The organism is Acidovorax sp. FG42 (genome assembly GCF_057809195.1).
In genome coordinates this window covers 42,615-65,232 of sequence record NZ_JBMDJM010000021.1, presented here as the reverse complement: position 1 = coordinate 65,232, position 22,618 = coordinate 42,615, and the positions used below count along the sequence as shown (strand labels likewise).

Annotated in this window: 23 protein-coding genes; 8 read left to right on the top strand and 15 right to left on the bottom strand. The window is 64.6% G+C overall.

The annotated features are described in order from the left end of the window. The first annotated feature begins 118 nt into the window (after positions 1–118). Entirely contained in the window at positions 119–814 is a 696-nt protein-coding gene (locus tag ACODSM_RS19440) for a Bax inhibitor-1/YccA family protein (protein WP_488806577.1), read from the top strand. A 113-nt stretch (positions 815–927) separates the two neighbouring features. Next, positions 928–1,302: a hypothetical protein gene (locus tag ACODSM_RS19435; protein ID WP_060985215.1), complete on the top strand. Its 375-nt coding sequence runs from the start codon at positions 928–930 to the stop codon at positions 1,300–1,302. A gap of 71 nt (positions 1,303–1,373) precedes the next feature. Here the strand turns inward: ACODSM_RS19435 and rlmD are convergent, their stop codons facing one another. The 3 genes from rlmD to ACODSM_RS19420 form a co-directional block, all read right to left on the bottom strand. Continuing rightward, positions 1,374–2,837, bottom strand: a complete 1,464-nt coding sequence (gene rlmD / locus ACODSM_RS19430) for a 23S rRNA (uracil(1939)-C(5))-methyltransferase RlmD (protein WP_488806576.1) — start codon at positions 2,835–2,837, stop codon at positions 1,374–1,376. Between the two features lie 68 nt (positions 2,838–2,905). Further along, entirely contained in the window at positions 2,906–3,202 is a 297-nt protein-coding gene (locus tag ACODSM_RS19425; protein WP_015014568.1) for a hypothetical protein, read from the bottom strand. Between the two features lie 92 nt (positions 3,203–3,294). Beyond that, a complete protein-coding gene (locus ACODSM_RS19420; RefSeq protein WP_015014569.1) occupies positions 3,295–3,768 on the bottom strand; it encodes an Lrp/AsnC ligand binding domain-containing protein in 474 nt (157 codons plus the stop codon). A gap of 127 nt (positions 3,769–3,895) precedes the next feature. Here ACODSM_RS19420 and putA point away from each other — a divergent pair, with 127 nt between their 5' ends. Then, a complete protein-coding gene (gene putA / locus ACODSM_RS19415) occupies positions 3,896–7,642 on the top strand; it encodes a trifunctional transcriptional regulator/proline dehydrogenase/L-glutamate gamma-semialdehyde dehydrogenase (protein ID WP_488806575.1) in 3,747 nt (1,248 codons plus the stop codon). A gap of 100 nt (positions 7,643–7,742) precedes the next feature. On the opposite strand, the gene ACODSM_RS19410 is transcribed toward putA, so the two are convergent. The 6 genes from ACODSM_RS19410 to guaB all read right to left on the bottom strand — a co-directional run bounded on the left by ACODSM_RS19410 (position 7,743) and on the right by guaB (position 13,488). Further along, positions 7,743–8,813: a DUF6352 family protein gene (locus ACODSM_RS19410; protein WP_488806574.1), complete on the bottom strand. Its 1,071-nt coding sequence runs from the start codon at positions 8,811–8,813 to the stop codon at positions 7,743–7,745. Positions 8,814–8,925: 112 nt separating this feature from the next. Then, entirely contained in the window at positions 8,926–9,504 is a 579-nt protein-coding gene (locus tag ACODSM_RS19405) for a 2'-5' RNA ligase family protein (RefSeq protein ID WP_488806573.1), read from the bottom strand. Positions 9,505–9,582: 78 nt separating this feature from the next. Further along, on the bottom strand, positions 9,583–11,199 hold the full coding sequence (gene guaA / locus ACODSM_RS19400) for a glutamine-hydrolyzing GMP synthase (RefSeq protein ID WP_488806572.1): 1,617 nt from the start codon (positions 11,197–11,199) through the stop codon (positions 9,583–9,585). 12 nt (positions 11,200–11,211) lie between these two features. Continuing rightward, positions 11,212–11,646 carry a type II toxin-antitoxin system VapC family toxin gene (locus ACODSM_RS19395; RefSeq protein ID WP_488806571.1) on the bottom strand — a complete coding sequence of 145 codons (435 nt, stop codon included), beginning with the start codon at positions 11,644–11,646 and terminating at the stop codon, positions 11,212–11,214. Then, positions 11,643–11,903: a type II toxin-antitoxin system Phd/YefM family antitoxin gene (locus tag ACODSM_RS19390; protein WP_488806570.1), complete on the bottom strand. Its 261-nt coding sequence runs from the start codon at positions 11,901–11,903 to the stop codon at positions 11,643–11,645. Before ACODSM_RS19390 ends, ACODSM_RS19395 begins: the two co-directional genes overlap by 4 nt. 109 nt (positions 11,904–12,012) lie before the next feature. Then, positions 12,013–13,488: an IMP dehydrogenase gene (gene guaB / locus ACODSM_RS19385; RefSeq protein ID WP_015014639.1), complete on the bottom strand. Its 1,476-nt coding sequence runs from the start codon at positions 13,486–13,488 to the stop codon at positions 12,013–12,015. A gap of 108 nt (positions 13,489–13,596) precedes the next feature. Between guaB and ACODSM_RS19380 the strand changes: the two genes are divergently transcribed. Further along, on the top strand, positions 13,597–14,121 hold the full coding sequence (locus ACODSM_RS19380; protein WP_110961257.1) for a DUF4124 domain-containing protein: 525 nt from the start codon (positions 13,597–13,599) through the stop codon (positions 14,119–14,121). Positions 14,122–14,172: 51 nt separating this feature from the next. On the opposite strand, the gene ACODSM_RS19375 is transcribed toward ACODSM_RS19380, so the two are convergent. Together ACODSM_RS19375 and ACODSM_RS19370 are read right to left on the bottom strand one after the other, a co-directional pair. Beyond that, a complete protein-coding gene (locus ACODSM_RS19375) occupies positions 14,173–14,520 on the bottom strand; it encodes an RnfH family protein (protein WP_488806569.1) in 348 nt (115 codons plus the stop codon). Further along, positions 14,513–14,953 (bottom strand): type II toxin-antitoxin system RatA family toxin, encoded by a 441-nt coding sequence (locus ACODSM_RS19370; RefSeq protein WP_015014642.1) that lies wholly within the window; start codon positions 14,951–14,953, stop codon positions 14,513–14,515. Before ACODSM_RS19370 ends, ACODSM_RS19375 begins: the two co-directional genes overlap by 8 nt. Before the next feature lie 129 nt (positions 14,954–15,082). Here ACODSM_RS19370 and smpB point away from each other — a divergent pair, with 129 nt between their 5' ends. The 4 genes from smpB (at position 15,083) to ACODSM_RS19350 (ending at position 17,590) form a co-directional block, all read left to right on the top strand. Continuing rightward, positions 15,083–15,556 carry an SsrA-binding protein SmpB gene (gene smpB, locus ACODSM_RS19365; RefSeq protein WP_015014643.1) on the top strand — a complete coding sequence of 158 codons (474 nt, stop codon included), beginning with the start codon at positions 15,083–15,085 and terminating at the stop codon, positions 15,554–15,556. 145 nt (positions 15,557–15,701) lie between these two features. Then, complete coding sequence (locus tag ACODSM_RS19360) at positions 15,702–16,073, top strand: COG4315 family predicted lipoprotein (RefSeq protein ID WP_203422363.1); 372 nt, start codon at positions 15,702–15,704, stop codon at positions 16,071–16,073. A gap of 34 nt (positions 16,074–16,107) precedes the next feature. After that, positions 16,108–16,659 carry an RNA polymerase sigma factor gene (locus ACODSM_RS19355; protein ID WP_110961254.1) on the top strand — a complete coding sequence of 184 codons (552 nt, stop codon included), beginning with the start codon at positions 16,108–16,110 and terminating at the stop codon, positions 16,657–16,659. Positions 16,660–16,681: 22 nt separating this feature from the next. After that, positions 16,682–17,590, top strand: coding sequence for an anti-sigma factor family protein (locus ACODSM_RS19350; RefSeq protein WP_110961253.1), 909 nt, complete (start codon positions 16,682–16,684; stop codon positions 17,588–17,590). 135 nt (positions 17,591–17,725) lie between these two features. On the opposite strand, the gene ACODSM_RS19345 is transcribed toward ACODSM_RS19350, so the two are convergent. The 4 genes from ACODSM_RS19345 to truB all read right to left on the bottom strand — a co-directional run bounded on the left by ACODSM_RS19345 (position 17,726) and on the right by truB (position 22,615). After that, positions 17,726–18,820 carry an enoyl-CoA hydratase/isomerase family protein gene (locus ACODSM_RS19345; RefSeq protein ID WP_488806568.1) on the bottom strand — a complete coding sequence of 365 codons (1,095 nt, stop codon included), beginning with the start codon at positions 18,818–18,820 and terminating at the stop codon, positions 17,726–17,728. Continuing rightward, on the bottom strand, positions 18,817–19,692 hold the full coding sequence (locus ACODSM_RS19340; protein WP_291442423.1) for a DMT family transporter: 876 nt from the start codon (positions 19,690–19,692) through the stop codon (positions 18,817–18,819). Before ACODSM_RS19340 ends, ACODSM_RS19345 begins: the two co-directional genes overlap by 4 nt. A gap of 101 nt (positions 19,693–19,793) precedes the next feature. Continuing rightward, on the bottom strand, positions 19,794–21,617 hold the full coding sequence (gene typA / locus ACODSM_RS19335) for a translational GTPase TypA (protein WP_488806567.1): 1,824 nt from the start codon (positions 21,615–21,617) through the stop codon (positions 19,794–19,796). Next, a complete protein-coding gene (gene truB / locus ACODSM_RS19330) occupies positions 21,614–22,615 on the bottom strand; it encodes a tRNA pseudouridine(55) synthase TruB (RefSeq protein ID WP_488806566.1) in 1,002 nt (333 codons plus the stop codon). Before truB ends, typA begins: the two co-directional genes overlap by 4 nt. Between the last annotated feature and the right edge of the window lie 3 nt (positions 22,616–22,618).

Here is a 22,618-nt window from a genome sequence, read left to right as displayed (position 1 = left end):
GGTGAAAGTATCCTTACCAAAAGTAGGTAACCGGGTGCGGTCATTGCAAAGCAAAAAAGCATCACCACCTAGAATTTGTGATGTCTGCGTCGTGCAGGCCAACAAGGAGAGACACAAGATGAATGACCAAGTCACCACCCTGGGCCACTCTGCGGGCTATGGCATCTCGCAGGAAGAGCGCCATACGGTGCTTCGCAATACGTACTGGCTGCTGGCCCTGAGCATGATCCCCACGGTGCTGGGCGCCTGGATCGGCGTGGCCACCGGCATCACCCGCTCGCTGACCGGCGGCCTGGGCCTGATCGTGTTCCTGGGCGGCGCGTTCGGGTTCATGTTCGCCATCGAAAAGACCAAGCGCTCGGCCGCTGGCGTGCCGGTGCTGCTGGCCTTCACGTTCTTCATGGGCCTGATGCTGTCGCGCATGATCGGCATGGTGCTGGGCTTCAAGAACGGCACCGACCTCATCATGACGGCCTTCGCCGGCACGGCCGGTGTGTTCTTCGTGATGGCCAGCCTGGCCAGCGTCATCAAGCGTGACCTGTCGGGCATGGGCAAGTGGCTGATGGTGGGCGCGCTGGTGCTCATGGTCGGCGGCATCATCAACGTGTTCGTCGGCTCCGGCGTGGGCATGATGGTGATCTCGATGCTGGCCATCGGCATCTTCAGCGCCTACATGCTGTATGACCTGAAGCAGATCCTGGACGGCGGCGAAACCAACTACATCAGCGCCACGCTGGCCCTGTACCTGGACATCTTCAACGTGTTCCAGAGCCTGCTGGCCCTGCTGGGCATCATGGGCGGCGAGCGCGACTGAGCCCTGCCAGTCCCTTGACCTCCATCAAAAGGCTCCCTCGGGAGCCTTTTTTGTGGGTCGCGCCCCAGGATCAAGCCTCAATAGCGCGGCCAGTGTGCCGATAATGCAAGTACATGTGTCCACAAAGCCCCTCCACCGCATTGCGCCTGATGGTTCTGGCGGGCCTGTTGCTGCTTGCCGGCTGCGACAAGATCCCGGGCCTGGGCCCTGATCCGCGCGTGGCGCAACGCGATGCCGAGGCCAAGGCCATCGGGGGTGCCTGCCGCCACGCACTGCGGGGGCTGGAAGACTGCTACACCCTCAACCCCAAGGCGTCCAAGGCCTCGGTGTTTGCAGGCTGGAAGGACATGGACGCCTACATGCGGGAGAACAAGATCGAGGGCACGCCCTCGGTGCTGGGCAAGGTGGAAAAGCCAGAACGCAGCGAACGCGCACCCGACATCGAAACCGAACCCCGGGACCCCGCCGCCAGTCGCAACCGCAGCTGACGTGGCGCCCGGGTGGCGATGGCACGGGATGGAGGGCTGAACCCTCCGCGCACCCTCTTTCTCACGGACTCTCAGACCCGCTCGAACACCGCCATGCTCTCCACATGGGCCGTGTGCGGAAACATGTTGACCATGCCCGCCGCCGTGCACCGGTAGCCGGCCAGATGCACCAGCAACCCCGCGTCGCGCGCCAAGGTGGCCGGGTTGCAGCTCACGTACACAATGCGCTTCGGAGGCGTCCAGCCTTCGGCCCCTGCGGGCAACGGGCCAGCGCCCTCGGCGCCAATGCGGGCCTGCTCAATGTCCGCCAACGCCTTGGCCAGAGCAAACGCCCCTTCGCGGGGTGGGTCCACCAGCCACTTGTCGGCAGCGCCGTCGGCCACCAGCATCTCCGGTGTCATCTCGAACAGGTTGCGCGCTACAAAATTCGTAGCTGCCAGCGCTTTATGGTCGGGCGCCTGGGCCTGATTCAGTGCATAGTTCTCACGCGAGCGGGCCACCAAGGCCTCACTGCCTTCAATGCCCAGCACCTCGCGCGCCTGCGTGGCCAGCGGCAGCGTGAAGTTGCCCAGGCCGCAGAACCAGTCGATCACGCGCTCGTGCGGCTGCACGTCCAGCAGGCGCAGCGCGCGGCTCACCAGCACGCGGTTGATGTGCGGGTTCACCTGGGTGAAGTCCGTGGGCTTGAAAGGCATGGTGATGCCAAAGTCAGGCAGCGCGTACGACAGGGGCTCGCCGCCCTCGTCCAGCAGCTTCACCGTGTCAGGGCCCTTGGGCTGCAACCACCATTGCACGTGGTGCTCTGCGCCAAAGGCACGCAGCCGGGCGATGTCCTCGGCGGAGAGCGGCTCCAGGTGGCGCAATACCAGCGCGGTCACGGTGTCGCCACAGGCCAGTTCGATCTGCGGGCAGGTGTCGCGGGCGTCCAGGCTGGCAATCAGGGCGCGCAGGGGCATCAGCATCGCATCGACATGCGGCGGCAGGATCTTGCAGGTCTGCATGTCGGCGATATAGCGGCTCTTGCGCTCATGAAAGCCCACCAGCACCTGCCCCTTCTTGATCACGTGGCGCACGGCAAGGCGGGCACGGTAGCGGTAGCCCCAGGCCGGCCCTTCGATGGGACGCAGCATGGTCTCGGCCTTCACCTTGCCCAGGTGCCAGAGGTTGTCCTCCAGCACCCGCTGCTTGACGGCCACCTGGGCACCGACGTGCAAATGCTGCATCTTGCAGCCGCCGCAGGCGCCTGCGTGCAGGCCAAAGTGCGGGCAATCCGGCCGTACGCGCTGGGACGATTCGCGGTGGATCGCCACCAGGCTGGCCTGCTCCCAGTTGTTCTTTTTGCGGTGGGTGTTGGCGGTGACCAGCTCGAATGGCAGGGCGCCATCGATGAAGACCACCTTGCCGTCGGGCTTGCGGGCCACGCCCTGGGCGTCGAGGTCCATGGACTGCACATGCAGCCAGCCTTCAGGCAGGTTGTCTTGAGCGTTCTGCTCGGTGGGTTCAAACGAGGGGGATAGTTCTTTCGGTGCGCTCATCCCCCGATTGTCTCAGGCGCGGCATGCCCGCTGGCAGCACCCGGGCGAACTGCCCATGTCAGCCCCGATCAGCCCCGGTCAGCGCGCGCAGGCCGCATGCCACCGGGCGCGGACACAGCCGTCAGCGGCAGCTTGTTGATGGTGAGCTCGCAGCCAAAGTTGTCGGGAGAAAACACCAGGGTCGAGCCTGGCGCCACCAGCGGCAGGGTTTCGTGGATCTGCCGCGACATGTCCACTGGCGGCTCCGGGGCGCGGTACACGATGTCCTTGTCGGGGCCATAGACGACGTAGCAGGATGCAGCGGCCGTCTGGCTGAACAGGGCAGCCACCAGGGCTGCGGCGGCATAGGGAAAAGCGGTCGTCATGGTGTGGCTCCTCATGCAAGCAAATCTGCAGGGAATTATGCGGGCTTCTGCCAGCACCGCCAATCCGGTGGGTGTACGCGCACCGTGCGCGGTCAGCGCAGGTACAGATGGTTGGTGTGCTTGACCTCTTCCATCACCGCATAGGTCCGCGTCTCGCGCACTCCTGGCAGCTGCCACAGCACATTGCCCGCAAACACGCGGTAGGCGTTCATGTCGGCGGACCGGGTTTTCAGCAGGTAGTCGAACCCGCCCGCCACCATGTGGCATTCCATGATCTCGGGGTGCACCTGCACCGCCGCCTTGAACTGGTCGAACACGTTGGGCGTGGTGCGGTCCAGCAGCACCTCCACAAACACCAGCATGCCCGCGCCCAGCTTGAGCGGGTTGAGCCGCGCCTCGTAGCCCAGGATGAAGCCATCGCGCGTGAGGCGCTGCACCCGTGCCAGCACGGCCGTGGGCGACAGGGCCACGGCCTCGGCCAGCTTGAGGTTGGCAATGCGTCCGTCCTCCTGCAGGATTGACAGGATCTTGCGGTCGATGCGGTCCAGATCGGGTTCTGTTTGCATTTGTATTAGCGATTTATTCTGCCTGAACCGCCATTTTCGAACATTTATTCACCAGCAACCCAAGGATCATCGCCAGTAACACGCCCAACGCCTTGTTTGGCCCTCCAAACCACCGAAAGACATCGCCATGACGCAGCCCTCCGCCCCGTTTGCAGACTTCGCGCCCCGCACACCGCTGAACAACCCGCTGCGCGCCGCCATCACCGCCGCCTATCGCCGCCCCGAGCCCGAGGCCCTGGCCCCACTGCTGGCCCAGGCCCGCCTGCCGGCCGATCAAGCCGCAGCGGCCGAGCAACTGGCCCTGCGAATCGCCAAGGCGCTGCGTGAACGCAATGCCAGCGCCGGGCGCGCGGGCATCGTGCAAGGGTTGCTGCAGGAGTTCTCGCTGTCGTCACAAGAAGGCGTGGCGCTGATGTGCCTAGCCGAGGCGCTGCTGCGCATTCCCGACAAAGCCACACGCGACGCGCTCATCCGCGACAAGATCAGCCACGGCCAGTGGGATGCCCACCTGGGCAAGAGCCCATCGCTCTTCGTCAACGCCGCCACCTGGGGCCTGCTGATTACCGGCAAGCTGGTGGCTACGCACAGCGAAAGCAGCCTGGGTAGCTCGCTCAGCCGCCTGATCGGCAAGGGCGGCGAACCCCTGATCCGCAAGGGCGTGGACATGGCCATGCGAATGATGGGCGAGCAGTTTGTGACCGGCGAGACCATTGACGAAGCCCTGCGCAACGCCCGCACGATGGAGGCCGAGGGCTTCCGCTATTCGTACGACATGCTAGGCGAAGCCGCACTGACCAGCGAAGATGCCAAGCGCTACTACGCGTCGTACGAGCAAGCCATCCACGCGATTGGCAAAGCTTCTGCCGGGCGCGGCATCTACGAAGGCCCCGGCATCTCCATCAAGCTCTCGGCCCTGCACCCGCGCTATAGCCGCGCACAGTTCGACCGCGTGATGGACGAGCTGTACCCGCTGGTGTTGCGCCTGACGGTGCTGGCCAAGCAGTACGACATTGGCCTGAACATCGACGCCGAAGAAACCGACCGGCTGGAGCTGTCGCTGGACCTGCTGGAACGCCTGTGCCACGAGCCCACGCTGGCAGGCTGGAACGGCATCGGCTTCGTCATCCAGGCCTACCAAAAGCGCTGCCCTTTCGTCATCGACTACGTGGTGGACTTGGCCCGCCGCACCCAGCGCCGCCTGATGGTGCGCCTGGTGAAGGGCGCGTACTGGGACAGCGAAATCAAGCGCGCCCAGGTCGATGGCCTCACGGACTACCCCGTCTACACCCGCAAGGTGCACACCGATATTTCGTACATCGCCTGCGCCAAGAAGCTGCTGGCCGCGCCCGAGGCTGTGTACCCCCAATTCGCCACGCACAACGCGGAAACGCTGGCCACCATCTATCACCTGGCGGGCAGCAACTACTACGCCGGGCAGTACGAGTTCCAGTGCCTGCACGGCATGGGTGAGCCGCTGTACGAGCAAGTGGTAGGCGCCATCACGGCTGGCAAGCTGGGCCGCCCCTGCCGCATCTACGCCCCCGTGGGCACGCACGAAACCCTGCTGGCCTACCTGGTGCGCCGCCTGCTCGAAAACGGCGCCAACACCTCGTTCGTGAACTGCATTGCCGACGAAACCATTGCGCTCGACGAGCTGGTGAAAAGCCCCGTGCAAGTAGTGGATCAACAAGCCGCCACCGAAGGCACTGCCGGCCTGCCCCACCCTCGCATTCCGCTGCCAGCGGCGCTGTACGGAGCCCACCGCAGCAATTCGCGCGGGCTGGATTTGTCGAACGAAAACACGCTGACCGAGCTGGCCACCACTCTGCAAGCCACGGCAAGCCACACCTGGACGGCAGCGCCCCTGCTGGCCGCTGATGTGCCCGCAGGCACCACCCAGCCCGTGCGCAACCCCGCTGACCACAACGACGTGGTGGGCCAGGTGCAAGAAGCCACCACCGCCGACGTAGACCAGGCCCTGGCCCACGCCCAGGCCGCCGCAGCCCCCTGGGCCGCCACACCGCCGGCTGAGCGCGCCGCCGCCCTGCTGCGCACCGCCGACCTGCTGGAAGAGCGCATGCAGCCCCTGCTGGGCCTGCTGATGCGTGAAGCGGGCAAGAGCGCCAGCAACGCCGTGGCCGAGGTGCGCGAGGCGGTGGACTTCCTTCGCTACTACGCGGCCCAGGTGCAAAGCACCTTCGACAACGCCACCCACATCCCGCTCGGCCCCGTGGCCTGCATCAGCCCCTGGAACTTCCCGCTCGCCATCTTCATGGGCCAGGTGGCGGCAGCGCTGGCCGCAGGCAACCCCGTGCTGGCCAAGCCGGCAGAGCAAACCCCGCTGGTCGCCGCCGAAGCCGTGCGCCTGCTGTGGCAGGCCGGTGTACCTCGCGCCGCCGTGCAGTTGCTGCCCGGCCAGGGCGAAACGGTCGGTGCCCGCCTGATTGGCGACGCCCGCGTGATGGGTGTGATGTTCACCGGCTCCACCGAAGTCGCCCGCATCCTGCAGCGCACGGTGGCCGGCCGCCTCGATGCCGCAGGCCGCCCCATCCCGCTGATTGCCGAAACGGGTGGGCAGAATGCGATGATCGTGGATTCGTCCGCGCTGGTGGAACAGGTGGTGGGCGATGCGGTGTCGTCCGCCTTTGACAGCGCTGGCCAGCGCTGCTCCGCCCTGCGCGTGCTGTGCGTGCAAGAAGAAGCTGCCGACCGCGTGGTCGAGATGCTGCAGGGCGCCATGGGCGAACTGCGCGTGGGCAACCCCGCCGAGTTGCGCGTGGACGTGGGCCCCGTCATTGATGCCGAGGCGCAAGCAGGCATCACCCAGCACATCGAAAAATTCAAGGCCCAAGGCCACCGTGTGTTCCAGCACCCGAATCACGTTTCTGCCGTCAGCGCACCGGGCACTTTTGTACCCCCTACCCTGATCGAACTGAACCACATCGGCGAGTTGCAGCGAGAAGTCTTCGGCCCCGTGCTGCACCTGGTGCGCTACGCGCGCAACGACCTGGACCAGTTGCTCGACCAGATCAACGCCACCGGCTACGGCCTCACACAAGGCGTGCACACCCGTATCGACGAAACCATTGCCCGCGTGGTCAACCGCGCCCATGCCGGCAACGTGTACGTGAACCGCAACATGGTCGGCGCCGTCGTGGGCGTGCAGCCCTTTGGTGGCGAAGGCCTGTCAGGCACGGGCCCCAAGGCGGGCGGGCCGCTGTACCTGCTGCGCCTGCTGTCGCAGCGTCCGGCGGATGCGCTGGCCCGCACTTTTGCAGACGCTGACCGCGCCACGCCACCGGAGGATGCTGTACGCGAGCGTCTGCTGGCGCCCCTGGCCACCCTGCAGCAATGGGCCCGGCAACAAGGCAATGCGGCCCTGGCCAGCACCTGCCAGCGCTTTGCCCAGCAAACCCAAAGCGGCACAGCCCGCACCCTGCCCGGCCCCACCGGCGAGCGCAACGTCTACACCTTGGCGCCCCGCGCCCGCGTGCTGTGCATGGCGCAAAGCGCGGACGACCTGCTGGTGCAGACGGCAGCCGTGCTCGCCAGCGGGGGCACCGCCCTGTGGCCCAGCCCCCACGCCGGGCTGCGCGCAAAGCTGCCCACCCACGTGCAGGTCCAGGTCATGCAGCAAGACAACGCCCTGAGCGATGGCGCCGTGGCATTGGACGCCGTGCTGCACCATGGCGACGCCGCATCGCTGCAAGCCGTATGCACCAGCCTCGCCCACCGCCCTGGGCCCATCGTGGGCGTGACCGCGCTGCAGCCCGGTGCTACCAACATCCCGCTGGAGCGCCTGTTGATCGAGCGGGCGCTGAGCGTGAACACCGCAGCAGCTGGCGGAAACGCAAGCCTAATGACGATTGGATGAGGGCCACTTGCCGGGCTACCAACCGAGGAAAGCATTTTTGAATCAAATGGGCTGCTAGCGCCTTTTAATCATGCGCTAGCAGCTATAGATTCAATAGCAATCAAGATGCCGATGCCAACGGCAGATTGAGCAACAGGTTCTGCGGCTTGATGCGCACCACGCCCTCGGCGTTGGTCGCCAGCCCCAAGTACACCGGCTTGCCCGCCACGTCGGCCCGCATCTCGGCCGGGTTGGCGAAGGTCAGCGTGAACAGGCTCACCAGGCGCTGCATGCGCTCGGCCTCCACCGGGCGGTCCTGGTACAGGTCGTTGAGGATGGCAGTGGACTCCACATCCAGCCCCACATGCCAGCGCCACGCGCTGTCGGTGACCTGGTGCACTGGCTCGACATGCACCTGCACACCCAGCAGATGCGCCACCCAGCGCTCCAGCACACGGGCCAGCGCTTTCAGGCCCGAGCGCGCACGGGTCATCTTGAAGGTCAGGCCATGGCTCAGGTCCTGCGTCAGCTCGTGGGTCAGGTCGAGCAGAAAGTGGTGGCGATCGCTCTCCAGCCAATATTGCGCCGCATTGTCGGCAGACAACACCTTGACCTGCGCTGTGGGCTGCAGCGCGCCACTTTGCAGCAGCAGACGCCCCACCTCGCCCAGACCCACAGTCTCGTTGAGCATGTCGAGCGTATCCCGGTCGCCTGCCAGCATTTGCCCGTCTTGCAATGTGATGCGCTGGGGCCGAAACAGCATCTCCGCGGCGCGGGCTTCAAAGGCATCATTGCAGTCATCCAGCACATTGCGCAACAGGGCCTGCACCACGGCGTCGATGAATACGGCGGGCACGTTCACCGCCCCACTGCGCATGAGTTGCAGGTAATAAGCCTCCAGCGTGCCGGCGGCCAGCAGGCCATCGCGGAAGCGCAGGAACACGGTGTAGTTCTCGCGGGCGTCGTCGTCCTGCAAAGCAGCCAGCTCCGCCGAGGCGACCGCCCGCGCGGGTGACTCCTTCAGCGATTCATGCAGTGCGATCTCAGCAGCGCATGACTCTGGCACCAGCGCCAGCTCTGGTCGGGCCAGCAGCCAACGCAGGTATCCGTCGGTGGGGGGCAGCCAGCCACGGGCATCTCGATCCAGCGTTTGGAAACCACAACCTGACCAGAAATCGTGAAATGTCGTCATGAAGAAATGAGAGAGCCAATGACCTCAGAGGATGGTAGCTGCGGAAGCTTCCGCACCACGATGCAGCACAGCAAGTCCACATGGGTATCCGCTTGCTTCGCAAGGTCACCAGTCAAGAAAGACCTGTTGCCGTGCCTTCAAGGTCCAGCGCGAGCACATCATGCCTGCCCAGGCCGTAGAGGCTGTCTACCAAGGCAAACTGTGTCACGGTCCACGCTACGGGAGCGACCACCATCCGGTCAATGCGTTCGTGCTTGTAGTGCAAAGTCATGTGCGGGTTGAAATGGCTGCGGATCTGAGTCTCTGCAAACCCCATGCGGCGCATCGTGTTGCCAAGCGCATGTTGAAATCCTCGCAATTCACGCGCAGCGCCCGCTTGTGGCGCCAGCTCGACAGTGCCGAAAGTCCCCTTTTCAAAGCCGCCCCGGGACTGCAGCACGTCGAGGCGGACCCCAAACGGTTCGTTGTCCATGGCGCTACCCGCCGCCAGCGCCAAGTCGATTACCTCTCGGGGGATGCTGTTCAGGAAGCGCCCCAGGTAATGGAGCGTGATGTGCAGCCGATCCAAGGACATGGGCTCGCCTCTGCCCGCACAACGGGGGCCTTGGAGGCGCCGCAGCAACTCCTTGGCCGTCTCGGCGGCAAGCGGCGTAGGGAAGAGAAAATAGTAGAGATCGTGAAGCTGGGACATGGCACACGAATCTCCGGAAGATCCGTTGCATTGTGTGTCAATACTGTTTAAATAAACAGTATTTTGATTTACCCTTACTCACTCCCACTCGATCGTCGCTGGTGGCTTGCTGCTCACGTCGTACGTCACGCGGTTGATACCGCGCACTTCATTGATGATGCGGCCCGACACCTTTTTGAGCAGCGCGTAAGGCAGCTCGGCCCAGTCGGCGGTCATGAAGTCGCTGGTCTGCACGGCGCGCAGGGCCACCACGTAGTCATAAGTACGGCCGTCGCCCATCACGCCCACGCTCTTGACGGGCAGGAACACGGTAAAGGCCTGGCTGGTGAGGTCGTACCAGGTCTTGCCGGTGGCGTCGTCCTTAAAGTTGCGCAGCTCTTCGATGAAGATCGCGTCGGCACGGCGCAGCAGGTCGGCGTATTCCTTCTTCACCTCACCCAGGATGCGCACGCCCAGGCCGGGGCCGGGGAACGGGTGGCGGTAGACCATGTCGGGCGGCAGGCCCAGAGCCACGCCCAGTTCGCGCACTTCGTCCTTGAACAAATCACGCAGCGGTTCCAGCAGCTTCAGGCCCAGCTGCTCGGGCAGGCCACCCACGTTGTGGTGGCTCTTGATGGTGACGGCCTTCTTGCTCTTGGCACCACCGGATTCGATCACGTCGGGGTAGATGGTGCCCTGGGCCAGGAAGGTGGCGCCCTTGTGGCCGCCGGTGCCGGCCTTGAGCTTTGCGGCTTCGGCCTTGAACACGTCTACAAACAGGCCGCCGATGATCTTGCGCTTTTGCTCGGGTTCGCTCACGCCGGCCAGCTTGCCCAGGAACAGGTCACTGGCGTCCACTCGGATGACCTTGGCGTGCAGCTTGCCTTCGAACATGTCCATTACCATGTCGCCTTCGTTCAGGCGCAGCAGACCGTGGTCCACAAACACGCAGGTGAGCTGGTCGCCAATGGCGCGGTGGATGAGCGCTGCCGCCACCGACGAATCCACACCGCCCGACAAGCCCAGAATCACTTCTTCGTCACCAACCTGCTCGCGGATTTTCTGGACGGCTTCTTCGATGTAGTCGCCCATGACCCAATCTGCACGGGTGCCGCAGATGCCCAGCACAAAACGCTCCAGCAAGGCGCGGCCCTGCACGGTGTGGGTGACTTCGGGGTGAAACTGCACGGCGTAGTAGTGGCGGCTTTCGTCGGCCATGCCAGCAATGGGGCACGACGGTGTGGAGCACATCACCTTGAAGCCCGGCGGCAGCGCAGTGACCTTGTCGCCGTGGCTCATCCACACCTTGAGCATGCCGTGGCCTTCGGGCGTGGCGAAGTCTTCAATGCCCTTGAGCAGCTCGGTGTGGCCGTGCGCGCGCACTTCGGCGTAGCCAAATTCGCGGGTGTTGGAGCCTTCAACCTTGCCGCCCAGCTGCTGGGCCATGGTCTGCATGCCGTAGCAGATGCCCAGCACAGGGATGCCCAGCTCGAACACTGCATTGGGTGCCTTGTCGTCCACCTCGTACACGCTGGCGTGGCTGCCCGACAGGATCACGCCCTTGAGCGAGCCGTCCTTGGCGTAGTCACGGATCCATTCGTCCGTCACATCGCAGGGGTGCACTTCGCAGTACACATGGGCCTCGCGCACGCGGCGGGCGATGAGCTGGGTGACTTGCGAGCCGAAATCGAGGATGAGGATTTTCTGGTGTTGCATGGTGGTGGTCCGTCAGAGGCTGGAGAGATCAAGAAGCGGGACGCCGCTGCGCTGGGCGGCAGCGATCTGCTGGGGGTCGAAAGTGGCCAGCGGCAGGCGCAGCGACCGCGCCAGCCACAGGTAGGCGGCATCAAAGGTGGGCAGGCCGGTGTCGAGCGCCACGTCCATCACGGCCTTGTGCTGCGCGGGGGCCAGGTCGTGCAGCTCCACGCGGTGTCGGATCGCCTCCAGCACGCTCCACAAACCCTCGACCGAGACAGCCGGGATGCGGCCGCTGTGCACGCCGCTGCTGATGAGGTTGCTGCATTCCCACTGCCAGAGGTTGGGTGCCTGAGGCTCGACCTCGTCGCGGCGGATCAGGGTGTAGAGGCGGCGGGTGTGTTCGCTGGCCGCGTCGGGCAGCAGCCAGGCGGCGGTGACGGAGGCGTCGAGGACGAACGCAGTCATGCAGTAGCCCTGCCCTGGCGGCGTAACGTATCGGGATTCGCGGCTTCAGCCACGGAGCGGATGCTGGCATGCAGCGCATCAATCTGGCCGAGCTCGCGGGCGATCTGCTCGTCGGTGATGACGGGGCGACGGCGCACGGGCAGCATGCGCACCACCTCTTTGCCGTGACGCGTGATGCGCACTTCCTCACCCTGCTCGACCAGCTCGATCAGGGCGGAGAACCGGCTTTTGGCTTCGTAGATACCAACGGACTGCATGGAAACGCGGGCCCCAAAACAGAAAAGTCTGGCCTGAAAAATAAATTCAGACCAGACTATATCATTCTGACCAGATTTTTTCAATCAGGCCAGATTGGATCAACAACGATCAGTCAGCGCGATAGTTCGGCGCTTCCTTGGTGATCTGCACGTCGTGCACGTGGCTTTCGCGGATACCGGCGGTCGTGATCTCGACGAACTCGGCCTTGTTGTTCATCTCTTCAATGGTGGCGCAACCGCAGTAGCCCATGGATGCCCGCACGCCACCCGCCATCTGGTAGACGATGCTGACCATGGAGCCCTTGTAGGGCACACGGCCTTCAATGCCTTCAGGCACGAGCTTGTCAGCGTTGGGGTTGCCCGTGCTCGATTCCTGGAAGTAGCGGTCCGCGCTGCCCTGCTGCATGGCGCCAATGGAGCCCATGCCGCGGTAGCTCTTGTAGCTGCGGCCCTGGAACAGGATCACCTCGCCAGGTGCTTCTTCAGTACCCGCAAACATGCCGCCCATCATCACGGTGCCTGCGCCAGCGGCCAGGGCCTTGGCGATGTCGCCGCTGTAGCGGATGCCGCCGTCGGCAATCAGCGGCACGCCTGTGCCCTTGAGCGCCGTAGCCACGTTATCGATGGCCATGATCTGGGGCACGCCCACGCCGGCCACGATGCGGGTGGTGCAGATGGAGCCGGGGCCGATACCGACCTTGACGGCATCCGCACCGGCCTCAACCAGTGCCAGCGCAGCGGCGCCGGTGGCGATGTTGCCGCCGATCACGTCCACTTGGGGATAGTTCTGCTTGACCCAGCGCACGCGGTCGATCACACCCTTGCTGTGACCGTGGGCCGTGTCCACCACGATGGCGTCCACACCGGCCTTGACCAGTGCTTCGACGCGTTCTTCGGTGCCCTCGCCCACGCCCACCGCAGCGCCCACACGCAGGCGACCAGCGGCGTCGCGCGCCGCATTGGGGAAGCTGGTCTGTTTGGTGATGTCCTTCACCGTGATCAGGCCCTTGAGTTCAAAGGCGTCGTTCACGACCAGGATGCGTTCGAGCTTGTGCTTGTTGAGCAGCGCCTTGGCCTGTGCAGGCGTGGTGCCCTCTTTTTCATTGACCGTGATGAGCTTCTCACGCGGGGTCATGATCTGGTGGACCTTAACGTCGTAGCGGGTCTCGAAGCGAAGGTCGCGGCCCGTGACGATACCGACCACCTTGCCACCGTCGCACACCGGGAAGCCCGAGATGCCCAACTGCTCGGACAGCTGCAGCACCTGCAGCACCGTGTGCTCGGGCGTGATCACCACCGGGTCGCGCAGCACGCCGGACTCGTAACGCTTGACCTTGGCCACATGGGCAGCCTGCTCTTGCGCCGTGAGGTTCTTGTGCACGATGCCGATGCCGCCCTCCTGGGCAATGGCAATGGCCAGGCGCGCTTCGGTCACGGTGTCCATGGCGGCGGACACGAGCGGCAGGTTCAGCTGGATATTGCGGGAGAGTTTCGTCGCGAGGGACGTGTCCTTGGGCAGGACCTGGGAGTACGCTGGCACCAGCAACACATCGTCGAAGGTGAGCGCTTTTCCAAGAAGGCGCATGAGAAAGCTCCAAAAAACGGATTGTACCCGCGCCGCATGTGGCGAAAACGCGCCCACCCATCTCCAACGCACTGGCGGGGGGGGAATCACATGGATAAACTTGTCCGAATGAAAATGCACAAGCTTCTCCTGCTGGCCGTGGCCTGCACCTGGGCCATGGGCGCGGCGGCGCAATGGCAGTGGACAGACAAAGACGGTCGCAAGGTCTTCAGCGACCGCCCCCCGCCACCCGACATTCCTGAAAAAAGCATCCTGAAGCAGCCAGGCGGCAACCGTCCGGCACGTGCAGCGACCCCTGCCGCACCCGCAGCCTCCGATGCAGCCCCTGCCGTGGCAGCAGCGCCCAAGGCCGCAGCCAGCGCTGCCGGCGCGGGCAAGGACAAGGAGCTGGAAGAAAAGAAGGCCCAGGCTGAGGCCGCGGAAGCCGCCAAGAAAAAGGCTGAAGACGAAAAGATCGCCAAGGCCAAAGCCGAAAACTGCACCCGCGCACGTGCGGCCAAAGCAGCGTTCGACGCAGGCAAGCCCATCACCCAAGCCAATGCCCAGGGCGAAAAAATCTTCCTGGATGGCCCCGCCCGCGCGGCAGAGGCCAAGCGCATCGACGAGATCGTCGCAAGCGACTGCGTACGCTGAGTTCTGAGTGACGTGCTGCTTCGGCCTCCCCCGCCGCCCAGCACGTGAGATTCAGTAGCCCGACTTGCCCCCGGGCCGGCGCCGCGCAAACAGCCCGGTGGTGCGCGCGCCTTGGCGGGCAAAACGCTCCCGGCGGGCCACCTTGGGGTCCACCTTCAACGGGCGGTAGATTTCCACACGGTCCAGGGGCTGCAGCACCGCATCCAGGCTGGCGGCACGGCCCCAGATGCCAACGGACGGCGCATCACCCGCCTCCACCCCACAGCTGGCGCGCAGGGCATCCGCCACGGTAGCGCCCACCGGCAAATCCAGCACCCATTCCCGCACCTCGCGCGGCGCTAGGCAGACGACCACGGAGATGGCGAGGGTCGCCGGGGCGCCGGGGCCTTTCTCAGCCATAGACCTGTTCCGCGCGCTTGACGAAGGCATCGACCATGCTGCCCGCGATGCGATCGAACACCGGCCCCACCAGCGCGGCCAACGCAGCGCTGTCAAACCCGTAGTTCAGCAGCAGCTCCACCTTGCACGCACGCTGCGTGCCGTCCCCCACGGGATGAAAGTGCCAATCTCCGTCCAGCCGTGAAAACGGTCCTTTCACCAGATGCATCTGCACACGCTTGCCCGCCTCGTGCGTGTTGCGCGTGACAAAGGTCTGGCGAATGCCGCTGAACGCAATGCCCACCTCAGCGGTCATGCCCTCGCTGGTCTGCTCCAGCACCGCAGCGTGGTCGCACCAAGGCAGGAACTGCGGGTAGTGCTCCACCCCGGTGACCAGGGAAAACATCTCTTCGGGGCTGTACCAAATGAGGACGGACTTGTGGACGGTTTTCATGCAGGCAATGGGCGCGCGGCTTTCAGAAGGGAAAGGCGGCCAGGGAAACTAGAATCACGGGTCTCTGAACGGCCACAATTGTATGTAGGGAGGCCTTTTATCTCCCGCAGGGCGCCGCATCTGAACTACATGGCCAAAAAACCCGATCCCACATCCCGCATTGCCGACAACAAGAAAGCGGCCTACAACTACTTCTTTGAGGAGCGCCACGAGGCGGGCATGGTGCTGCACGGCTGGGAGGTCAAGGCGCTGCGCGAGGGCAAGGTGCAGCTGACCGATGGCTATGTGCTGATCCGCGATGGCGAACTGTTTCTGCTCGGCTGCCTGATCCACCCGCTCAAGACAGCGTCCACCCACGTCAACCCGGAATCGGCGCGCACCAAAAAGCTGCTGCTCAAGAAGGATGACATCAAACGGCTGATTGGCAAGGTCGAGCAAAAGGGCTACACCCTGGTGCCCATCAATCTGCACTGGAAGAACGGCTTCGTGAAGTGCGAAATCGCGCTGGCCAAGGGCAAGGCCGAGCACGACAAGCGCGACACCATCAAGGACCGCGAGGGCAAGCGCGAAGTGGAACGCGCCATGAAGAGCCGCAGCCGCTGAGTCTGCTGCACGATGGGGTCTGTGCGTACCCAGACCGGACCTTGAGATTTTTTTGCGATGCTGTGGAATAAACCGCAGCGTCCATGTGTTTGTCCCGGTGCAAGGCAGCATTCGCCTTTGCCTGCACCACCCTCTGGAGAAACCCATGAAGAAACTGATCTCGATGACCACCCTCGTCGCAGCCGTTGCTCTGGCTGGCTGCGCCGCCATGGACACCTCGCCCGTGAAGACCATGGACGGCGTGTTGGTCGGCACAAACGGCATGACCCTTTACACGTTTGACCGCGATGTGGCCGGCAGCGGCAAATCGGTGTGCAACGGCCCCTGCGCCACCAACTGGCCGCCACTGATGGCCAGCAAGGCCCCGGGCGCTGACTACAGCGTGATCACCCGCGACGATGGCAAGACCCAGCTAGCCTACAAGGGCAAACCGCTGTATTACTGGGCCAAGGACGCCAAGCCCGGGGACAAGACGGGCGACGGAGTGAACCAGGTCTGGCGCACCGCGCGGCCATAACAAACCGGTCAGCGCACCCCAGGCTTCGCGCGGAATGAACCGCTCCCAGGTTATCGAACAGCTGCCCGCCCTGCGCCGCTACGCGCGGGTGCTGACAGGCGATGCCTGGGCGGCCGATGACCTGGTGCAGGACACGCTGGAGAGGGCCTGCAGCAAATGGCTGCTGTGGCGCACCGGAAGCGACCTGCGCGCATGGTTGTTCACCCTGATGCACAACCTGTACCTCAACCAGCGCCGCGCATTGCCCCCGATGCAAACCCTGGACATCGACGAAGTTCAAGACCAGCTGCCCGGCACGCCGCCCCGGTCGGACGATGCGCTGGACCTGGAGCGCTGTCTCCAGCGCCTGCCCGCCGACCAGCGGGCCGTGCTGCTGTTGGTGGCGATGGAGGACATGGGCTACGAAGACACGGCACGCATCCTGGGCATTCCGGTGGGCACCGTCATGTCACGCCTGTCGCGGGCCCGCACGCGCCTGCGGGTGCTCATGGACCGTGAACCCGCGTCAGGCCCTACAGCCGCCACCCAACCAAACACCGTGATGGCTGCGGGCAGTACCACGCCGGTGCTGCGTCGCCTCAAATAGCCCCCAGACCCGATCCCCCGCCATGGACCCCAAGCACCCTGCCCCTCCACCGCGCGCTGAAGAAACCAGCGCCTGGCACGCCCTTGTGGACGGCCAGTTGACCCCTGCGCAGGCCGAGGCGCTGCGCGAGCAACTGCGGGACGATGAGGAGGCCCAGGCCACGCTGGCCCACTGGCAGACGCAGCGGCAGCGTCTGCAGGCCCTGCACCAGGACCTGCTCCAAGCCCCCGTGCCCGACGCCCTGCTGGCCGCAGCGCAGCGTGCCACCGACCGACGCGAGCAATACGCGCAATGGTGGCGCTGGGGTGGAATGGCTGCATCCGTGTTGCTGGCCTTTGTGCTGGGCTGGACGGGGCGCAGCCATTGGCCCGCCGGGATGTCCGGTCAAACCATTGCTGCGGGCCAGGGCACCACGCTGGTGGCTGCCGAACCGGCACAGCGCTTTGCACAACAGGCCTCGGTGGCCCACGCGGTGTACCAACCCGAGGTACGGCACCCGGTAGAGGTCACTGCCGCCCAGCAAGACCATCTGGTGCAATGGCTGTCCAAGCGCCTGGACCGTCCCCTCAAAGTCCCCGCGCTCGGTGCGCAAGGCTATGAACTGGTGGGTGGCCGCTTGCTGCCGGGCGACACGGGCGTGCGCGCGCAGTTCATGTACCAGAATGGCGCCGGCCAGCGCATCACGCTGTACCTGGGCGCTCTGGCGCCGTCCTCGCCCCGCCCTGCGGGCGAAAACAAAGGCGGCGCGCCACAAAGCAGGGAATCGACGCTGGCGGCGGCCCCCGCTACCGCGTTCCAGTTCACGCAGGAAGGCCCTGTGCCCGGCTTTTACTGGACAGATGGGGGTTTTGGCTATGCGCTGAGCGGGCAGCTCTCGCGGCCCGATCTGCTGGCCCTGGCCACTGCCGTGTACCAGCAATTGAACCCATAAAAGCGGGAACATCGCAGCCGTCATGGCAGGCAGATCGCAGGCCTCCCGGCCCGCGATCACCGATGCATGCGCCCTCAGAGGTCTTGAACAGCCGCTTGGTGCGCAACCCAAACGCCCGACTACAGCCTTCGCCGGTCAGGCCAGATGGGCCAGCGGATGGGCGTGCACAGGCCAGGGGCTGGCAAAGAACGGAGTGACCATGTCCGGCGTCACGTCTTCAATGCGGCCGGGATTCCAGCGGGGCGCATGGTCCTTGTCTACAGCCAGGGCGCGGATGCCTTCGACGGTCTCGCTTTGCCCCGGGCGCAGGAAGAAGCAGTGGCGCACCATGTCGCGCTCCATGCGCAGGTCGTCGGCCAGGCCCATAGTGCGGGCGCGGCGGATTTGTTCCAGCACCACATGCAGCATCAGTGGCGAACGCTTGCGCAGCGTGGCGGCCGTGGCACGCGCCCAGTCGCTGTCAGCCGCTTCAAGCCCCTGCACGATCTCGCCAACGGTCGGCAGCGCAAAATATTGGTCAATATCGGTCTGAGCGCTAGAACCGCTTGCCTGAGCTGCTACAAATTGAGAAGCAACATAGGCCTTGATAGCCGCGCCATCTGCAAAGCTTTGTGTGGCCAGGGCGTCCCACACCGCCGCCTGCCGGTCTGACGGCATGCAGCCATCGGCCAGCTGGTAGGCAATGGCATCGCCTGCGCCGATGGTGTCGCCCGTCAGGGCCAGCCACTCGCCCACCCGGCCGGGGCAGCGGCTCAGAAAGTACCCACCACCTACGTCCGGGAACAGGCCAATCGCGGTTTCGGGCATGGCCATCTTGGTGCGTTCGGTCACCACGCGCAGGGCGGCGCCCTGGCTGATACCCATGCCGCCCCCCATCACGATGCCGTCCATGAACGCGATGTAGGGCTTGGCGTAGTTGTGGATCAGGTGGTTGAGCGCGTATTCCTCGGTGAAGAAATCCTCGATGAGCGGGTTGCCCTGGCTGCCTGCCTGGTGCAGAAAGCGGATATCGCCGCCCGCGCAGAAAGCCCCAAACGGGCCTTCCTTGTTGCTGCCACGAATGGCCACCGCCAGCACCCGCGCATCGTTCTGCCATGCCAGCAGGATGCCCATCAGGTCACGCACCATGCCCAGCGACAGGGCATTGAGCGCCCGTGGACGATTCAGGGTGATGAAGCCCACCTGGCCACGCATTTCGCTCAACACTTCAGACACAACCGTCTCCGTCATTTTTGTTCCTTCCAACCCAACAGTTCATTGAAAACCAGCGCACCGATGACCAGTGCGCCTCCGGTCAGCACGGCAGGCGCAGGCTTCTCGCCCGCACCCAGCCATGCCAGCAGGATGCCGAAAATCACTTCCAGCAAACCCAGCAGCGCCATTTCGGGCGCCTTGAGCACCCTGCCGCAGCGCACCGCCAGCACGCAGGGAATCGCCAATTGCACCACGCCCAGCAGGGCCAGCAGCCCCAGGTCGTAAAAAGATGCCTGAAACGGCAACGCCAGCGGCAGGGTGGCCACCACCGAGATCACCGCACCCACCAGCACCGCCGGCACCAGGTCCACCGCATGGCCATGGCGCTGCGAGTGCTGCACCACCGTCCAGTTCACCGCCGCCGCCACCGGTACGCACAGGGCCACCAGGGTGCCCAGCAGCGGCAGGCCGGCCATTTGCGAACCGTACATCCAGCCAATGCCCAGCCCTGCCACCGCAATGGCGGCCCAGGTGCGGGGAGCGATATGGTGGCCGATGAACACCCGTGCCAACAGCGCCGTGAGCAAGGGGCCCACCGACATGGTCACCAGCACATTGGCTACTGGCATCAGCACCAGCGCCACCATGAACGCCGTGAACATCACGCTCCAGCACACGCCCGAGATCCACAGCGCCCGCCCGCCATGGCGCATGGAGGCAAACACCGCCCTGCCCTGCAGCACGGGCAGGATGACCAGCAGCGCCAGCAGCGTGAAGAAGCTGCGCCAGAAGGTCACCTCAAAGCTCGCCGCATGCTCCAGGTGGCGCGTGACCACACCGGCGATGGACCACATCAGGGTCACGGCCACCATCAGCACCACGGCGCGGGAATGTGTGAGTTTCAACATGGGTTCCAACTTGCAGACGGAAAAAAGGCCACTGCGCTGCAGTGGCCCTTGTCGGAAACGGTCAGTCTATCGATCCATCGATGGACCGACCCGCCGATCCATCAGGAACGGGCGGCGCGCTTGCGCTCGTTTTCCGTCAGGTGGCGCTTGCGCAGGCGCACGGACTTGGGCGTGATCTCGACCAGTTCGTCGTCCTCGATGAACTCCACACCGTATTCCAGCGTCAGGTCAATCGGGGGCGTGATCTTGATCGCGTCTTCCTTGCCGGACACGCGGAAGTTGGTCAGCTGCTTGGTGCGCGTGGCGTTCACCACCAGGTCGTTGTCGCGGCTGTGGATACCGACGATCATGCCTTCGTACACGGGGTCGTTGGCCTTCACGAACATGCGGCCACGGTCGTCCAGCTTGCCCAGCGCGTAGGTGAAGATTTCACCGTCGTCCATGGAGATCAGCACGCCGTTCTTGCGGCCACCGATATCGCCCTTGTGCGGCTCGTAGCTGTCGAAGATGTTGCTGATGAGGCCCGAACCGCGCGTCAGGTTCAGGAATTCGTTGGTGAAACCGATCAGGCCACGGGCCGGGATGCGGTATTCCAGGCGTACGCGGCCACGGCCGTCAGACTCCATGTTCACCAGCTCGCCCTTGCGCTCGCCCAGGGCTTGCATCACGCCGCCTTGGTGGCCTTCTTCGATGTCAGCCGTCACCAGCTCGATAGGCTCGTGCTTGACGCCGTCGATGTCCTTGAACACCACGCGGGGCTTGGACACGGCCAGCTCGTAGCCTTCGCGGCGCATGTTTTCCAGCAGGATGGTCAGGTGCAGTTCGCCACGGCCCATCACTTCGAACACGCCTTCTTCGTCGGTTTCCTTCACGCGCAGGGCCACGTTGTGCTGCAGTTCCTTTTGCAGGCGGTCCCAGATCTGGCGGCTGGTCACGAACTTGCCTTCACGGCCGGCCAGGGGCGAGGTGTTCACGCAGAAGTTCATGGTCAGCGTGGGCTCGTCCACCTTCAGCATGGGCAGCGGCGCGGGGTTGGCCGGGTCGGTCACGGTCACGCCGATGCCGATGTCTTCAATGCCGTTGATCAGCACGATGTCGCCCGGGCCTGCCAGGGGCGTCTGCATGCGGTCCAGCCCCTGGAAGGTCAGCACCTGGTTCACGCGGCCCTTGGTGGTCTTGCCATCGGGGCCTTCCATCACCAGCACGTCCTGTGCGGGCTTGAGCGTGCCTTGGCTGATGCGGCCTACACCGATGCGGCCCACGAAGCTGGAGAAGTCCAGCGCCGAGATCTGCAGCTGCAGGGGCGCGTCAGGGTTACCGGAGTTTGGTGGCACGTGCTTGAGGATGGTGTCGAACAGGGCCGACATGTCGGGACCCCACTGCTCACCAGGAGCACCCTCTTCCAGCGACGACCAGCCGTTGATGCCCGAGGCATACACCACGGGGAAGTCCAGTTGCTCGTCGGTCGCGCCCAGCTTGTCGAACAGGTCGAACGCAGCGTTCACCACCTTGTCGGGGTTGGCGCCAGGCTTGTCCACCTTGTTCACCACCAGGATGGGGCGCAGGCCCAGGGCCAGGGCCTTCTTGGTCACGAAACGCGTCTGGGGCATGGGGCCTTCCTGCGCATCGATCAGCAGCACCACGCTGTCCACCATGGACAGGGCACGCTCCACTTCGCCGCCGAAGTCCGCGTGGCCGGGGGTGTCGACGATGTTGATGTGCGTGCCTTTCCAGCTCACGGCGCAGTTCTTGGCCAGGATGGTGATGCCACGCTCTTTTTCAATCGCGTTGTTGTCCATCACGGTGTCGACCACTTTTTCGTGGTCGGCAAAGGTGCCGGATTGGCGCAGCAGTTGGTCGACCATGGTGGTTTTGCCGTGGTCAACGTGGGCGATGATGGCGATGTTGCGGATTTGTTTAGTCATAGTTTTTCCAATGTGCCGCTGTGCGCCATGGACGCGGGATGCGGCGTGCCTTCCAAGATTTGTTGAATTTCCAGCGGACTCAGGAGCCTGTCCGGCACCAGCTCCCCGCCCACGATGTGGCCCACCCCCAGCAGCACCGGAGGGTTCTCGCCAAACACGGCAACGGCACTGGCATCGTGCCAGTTGCCACGGCGACGCACGCCCGACAGGAAGCGGGCTGCATTGTCACTGTTCAGCGTGACACGCACGTGTTGTGCCAGCAGCGATTCTGGCGCCTCCAGGCTGGCCAGACGCTCCGCTTCAGGCATCGCCTCCAGCTGCGCCAGCGTGACACAGCGCTCCACGCCCAGCCCGCCCGTATCGATGCGGCGCAGAAAGGTGAGATGTGCCCCGCAGCCCAATGCAGCACCAATGTCTTCACCCAACGTACGGATGTAGGTGCCTTTGCTGCAGGTCACTATTATTTTGATAGCTAGCTGCGCTTGGTCTGTTTGCACCAGCGCCAGCCTGAGGGCATGAATGACCACGTCCCGTGCTTCGCGCTCCACCGTGACGCCGGCACGTGCATATTCGTACAGCGCCTTGCCGTCCTTCTTGAGCGCGCTGTGCATCGGAGGCACCTGGCGAATGGGGCCGGTGAACTGCTGCTGGACGGCGGCTAGGCGCTCTGGCGTCACCAGCTCGGGCAGCACTTCACGCCGCTCGACCACATCGCCCTCGGCATCGCCAGTGGTCGTCGTGGCACCCAGCAGCGCCACGGCTTCATAGGTCTTGGGAGCATCCAGCTGCAGCTGGCTGAACTTGGTGGCCGCGCCAAAGCACAGCGGCAACACGCCCGTCGCGAGCGGATCGAGCGTGCCGGTATGGCCCGCTTTCTCGGCGCGCAGCAGCCATTTCGCCTTTTGCAAGGCGTCATTGCTCGAAAGGCCGAGCGGTTTGTCGAGCAGCAACACCCCATGCACAGGGCGCCGCTGCACCCTGGTGCGTGGCGCGTGCATGGA

Coding starts and splice junctions, on each gene's coding strand:
- putA (WP_488806575.1), top strand. CDS start 3,896: ATGACGCAGCCCTCCGCCCCGTTTGCAGACTTCGCGCCCCGCACACCG.
- truB (WP_488806566.1), bottom strand. CDS start 22,615: ATGCACGCGCCACGCACCAGGGTGCAGCGGCGCCCTGTGCATGGGGTG.
- rlmD (WP_488806576.1), bottom strand. CDS start 2,837: ATGAGCGCACCGAAAGAACTATCCCCCTCGTTTGAACCCACCGAGCAG.
- ACODSM_RS19355 (WP_110961254.1), top strand. CDS start 16,108: ATGAACCGCTCCCAGGTTATCGAACAGCTGCCCGCCCTGCGCCGCTAC.
- ACODSM_RS19350 (WP_110961253.1), top strand. CDS start 16,682: ATGGACCCCAAGCACCCTGCCCCTCCACCGCGCGCTGAAGAAACCAGC.
- ACODSM_RS19345 (WP_488806568.1), bottom strand. CDS start 18,820: ATGACGGAGACGGTTGTGTCTGAAGTGTTGAGCGAAATGCGTGGCCAG.
- ACODSM_RS19340 (WP_291442423.1), bottom strand. CDS start 19,692: ATGTTGAAACTCACACATTCCCGCGCCGTGGTGCTGATGGTGGCCGTG.
- smpB (WP_015014643.1), top strand. CDS start 15,083: ATGGCCAAAAAACCCGATCCCACATCCCGCATTGCCGACAACAAGAAA.
- ACODSM_RS19440 (WP_488806577.1), top strand. CDS start 119: ATGAATGACCAAGTCACCACCCTGGGCCACTCTGCGGGCTATGGCATC.
- ACODSM_RS19405 (WP_488806573.1), bottom strand. CDS start 9,504: ATGTCCCAGCTTCACGATCTCTACTATTTTCTCTTCCCTACGCCGCTT.
- guaA (WP_488806572.1), bottom strand. CDS start 11,199: ATGCAACACCAGAAAATCCTCATCCTCGATTTCGGCTCGCAAGTCACC.
- ACODSM_RS19375 (WP_488806569.1), bottom strand. CDS start 14,520: ATGGCTGAGAAAGGCCCCGGCGCCCCGGCGACCCTCGCCATCTCCGTG.
- typA (WP_488806567.1), bottom strand. CDS start 21,617: ATGACTAAACAAATCCGCAACATCGCCATCATCGCCCACGTTGACCAC.
- guaB (WP_015014639.1), bottom strand. CDS start 13,488: ATGCGCCTTCTTGGAAAAGCGCTCACCTTCGACGATGTGTTGCTGGTG.
- ACODSM_RS19410 (WP_488806574.1), bottom strand. CDS start 8,813: ATGACGACATTTCACGATTTCTGGTCAGGTTGTGGTTTCCAAACGCTG.
- ACODSM_RS19370 (WP_015014642.1), bottom strand. CDS start 14,953: ATGAAAACCGTCCACAAGTCCGTCCTCATTTGGTACAGCCCCGAAGAG.
- ACODSM_RS19380 (WP_110961257.1), top strand. CDS start 13,597: ATGAAAATGCACAAGCTTCTCCTGCTGGCCGTGGCCTGCACCTGGGCC.
- ACODSM_RS19390 (WP_488806570.1), bottom strand. CDS start 11,903: ATGCAGTCCGTTGGTATCTACGAAGCCAAAAGCCGGTTCTCCGCCCTG.
- ACODSM_RS19360 (WP_203422363.1), top strand. CDS start 15,702: ATGAAGAAACTGATCTCGATGACCACCCTCGTCGCAGCCGTTGCTCTG.
- ACODSM_RS19435 (WP_060985215.1), top strand. CDS start 928: ATGTGTCCACAAAGCCCCTCCACCGCATTGCGCCTGATGGTTCTGGCG.
- ACODSM_RS19395 (WP_488806571.1), bottom strand. CDS start 11,646: ATGACTGCGTTCGTCCTCGACGCCTCCGTCACCGCCGCCTGGCTGCTG.
- ACODSM_RS19425 (WP_015014568.1), bottom strand. CDS start 3,202: ATGACGACCGCTTTTCCCTATGCCGCCGCAGCCCTGGTGGCTGCCCTG.
- ACODSM_RS19420 (WP_015014569.1), bottom strand. CDS start 3,768: ATGCAAACAGAACCCGATCTGGACCGCATCGACCGCAAGATCCTGTCA.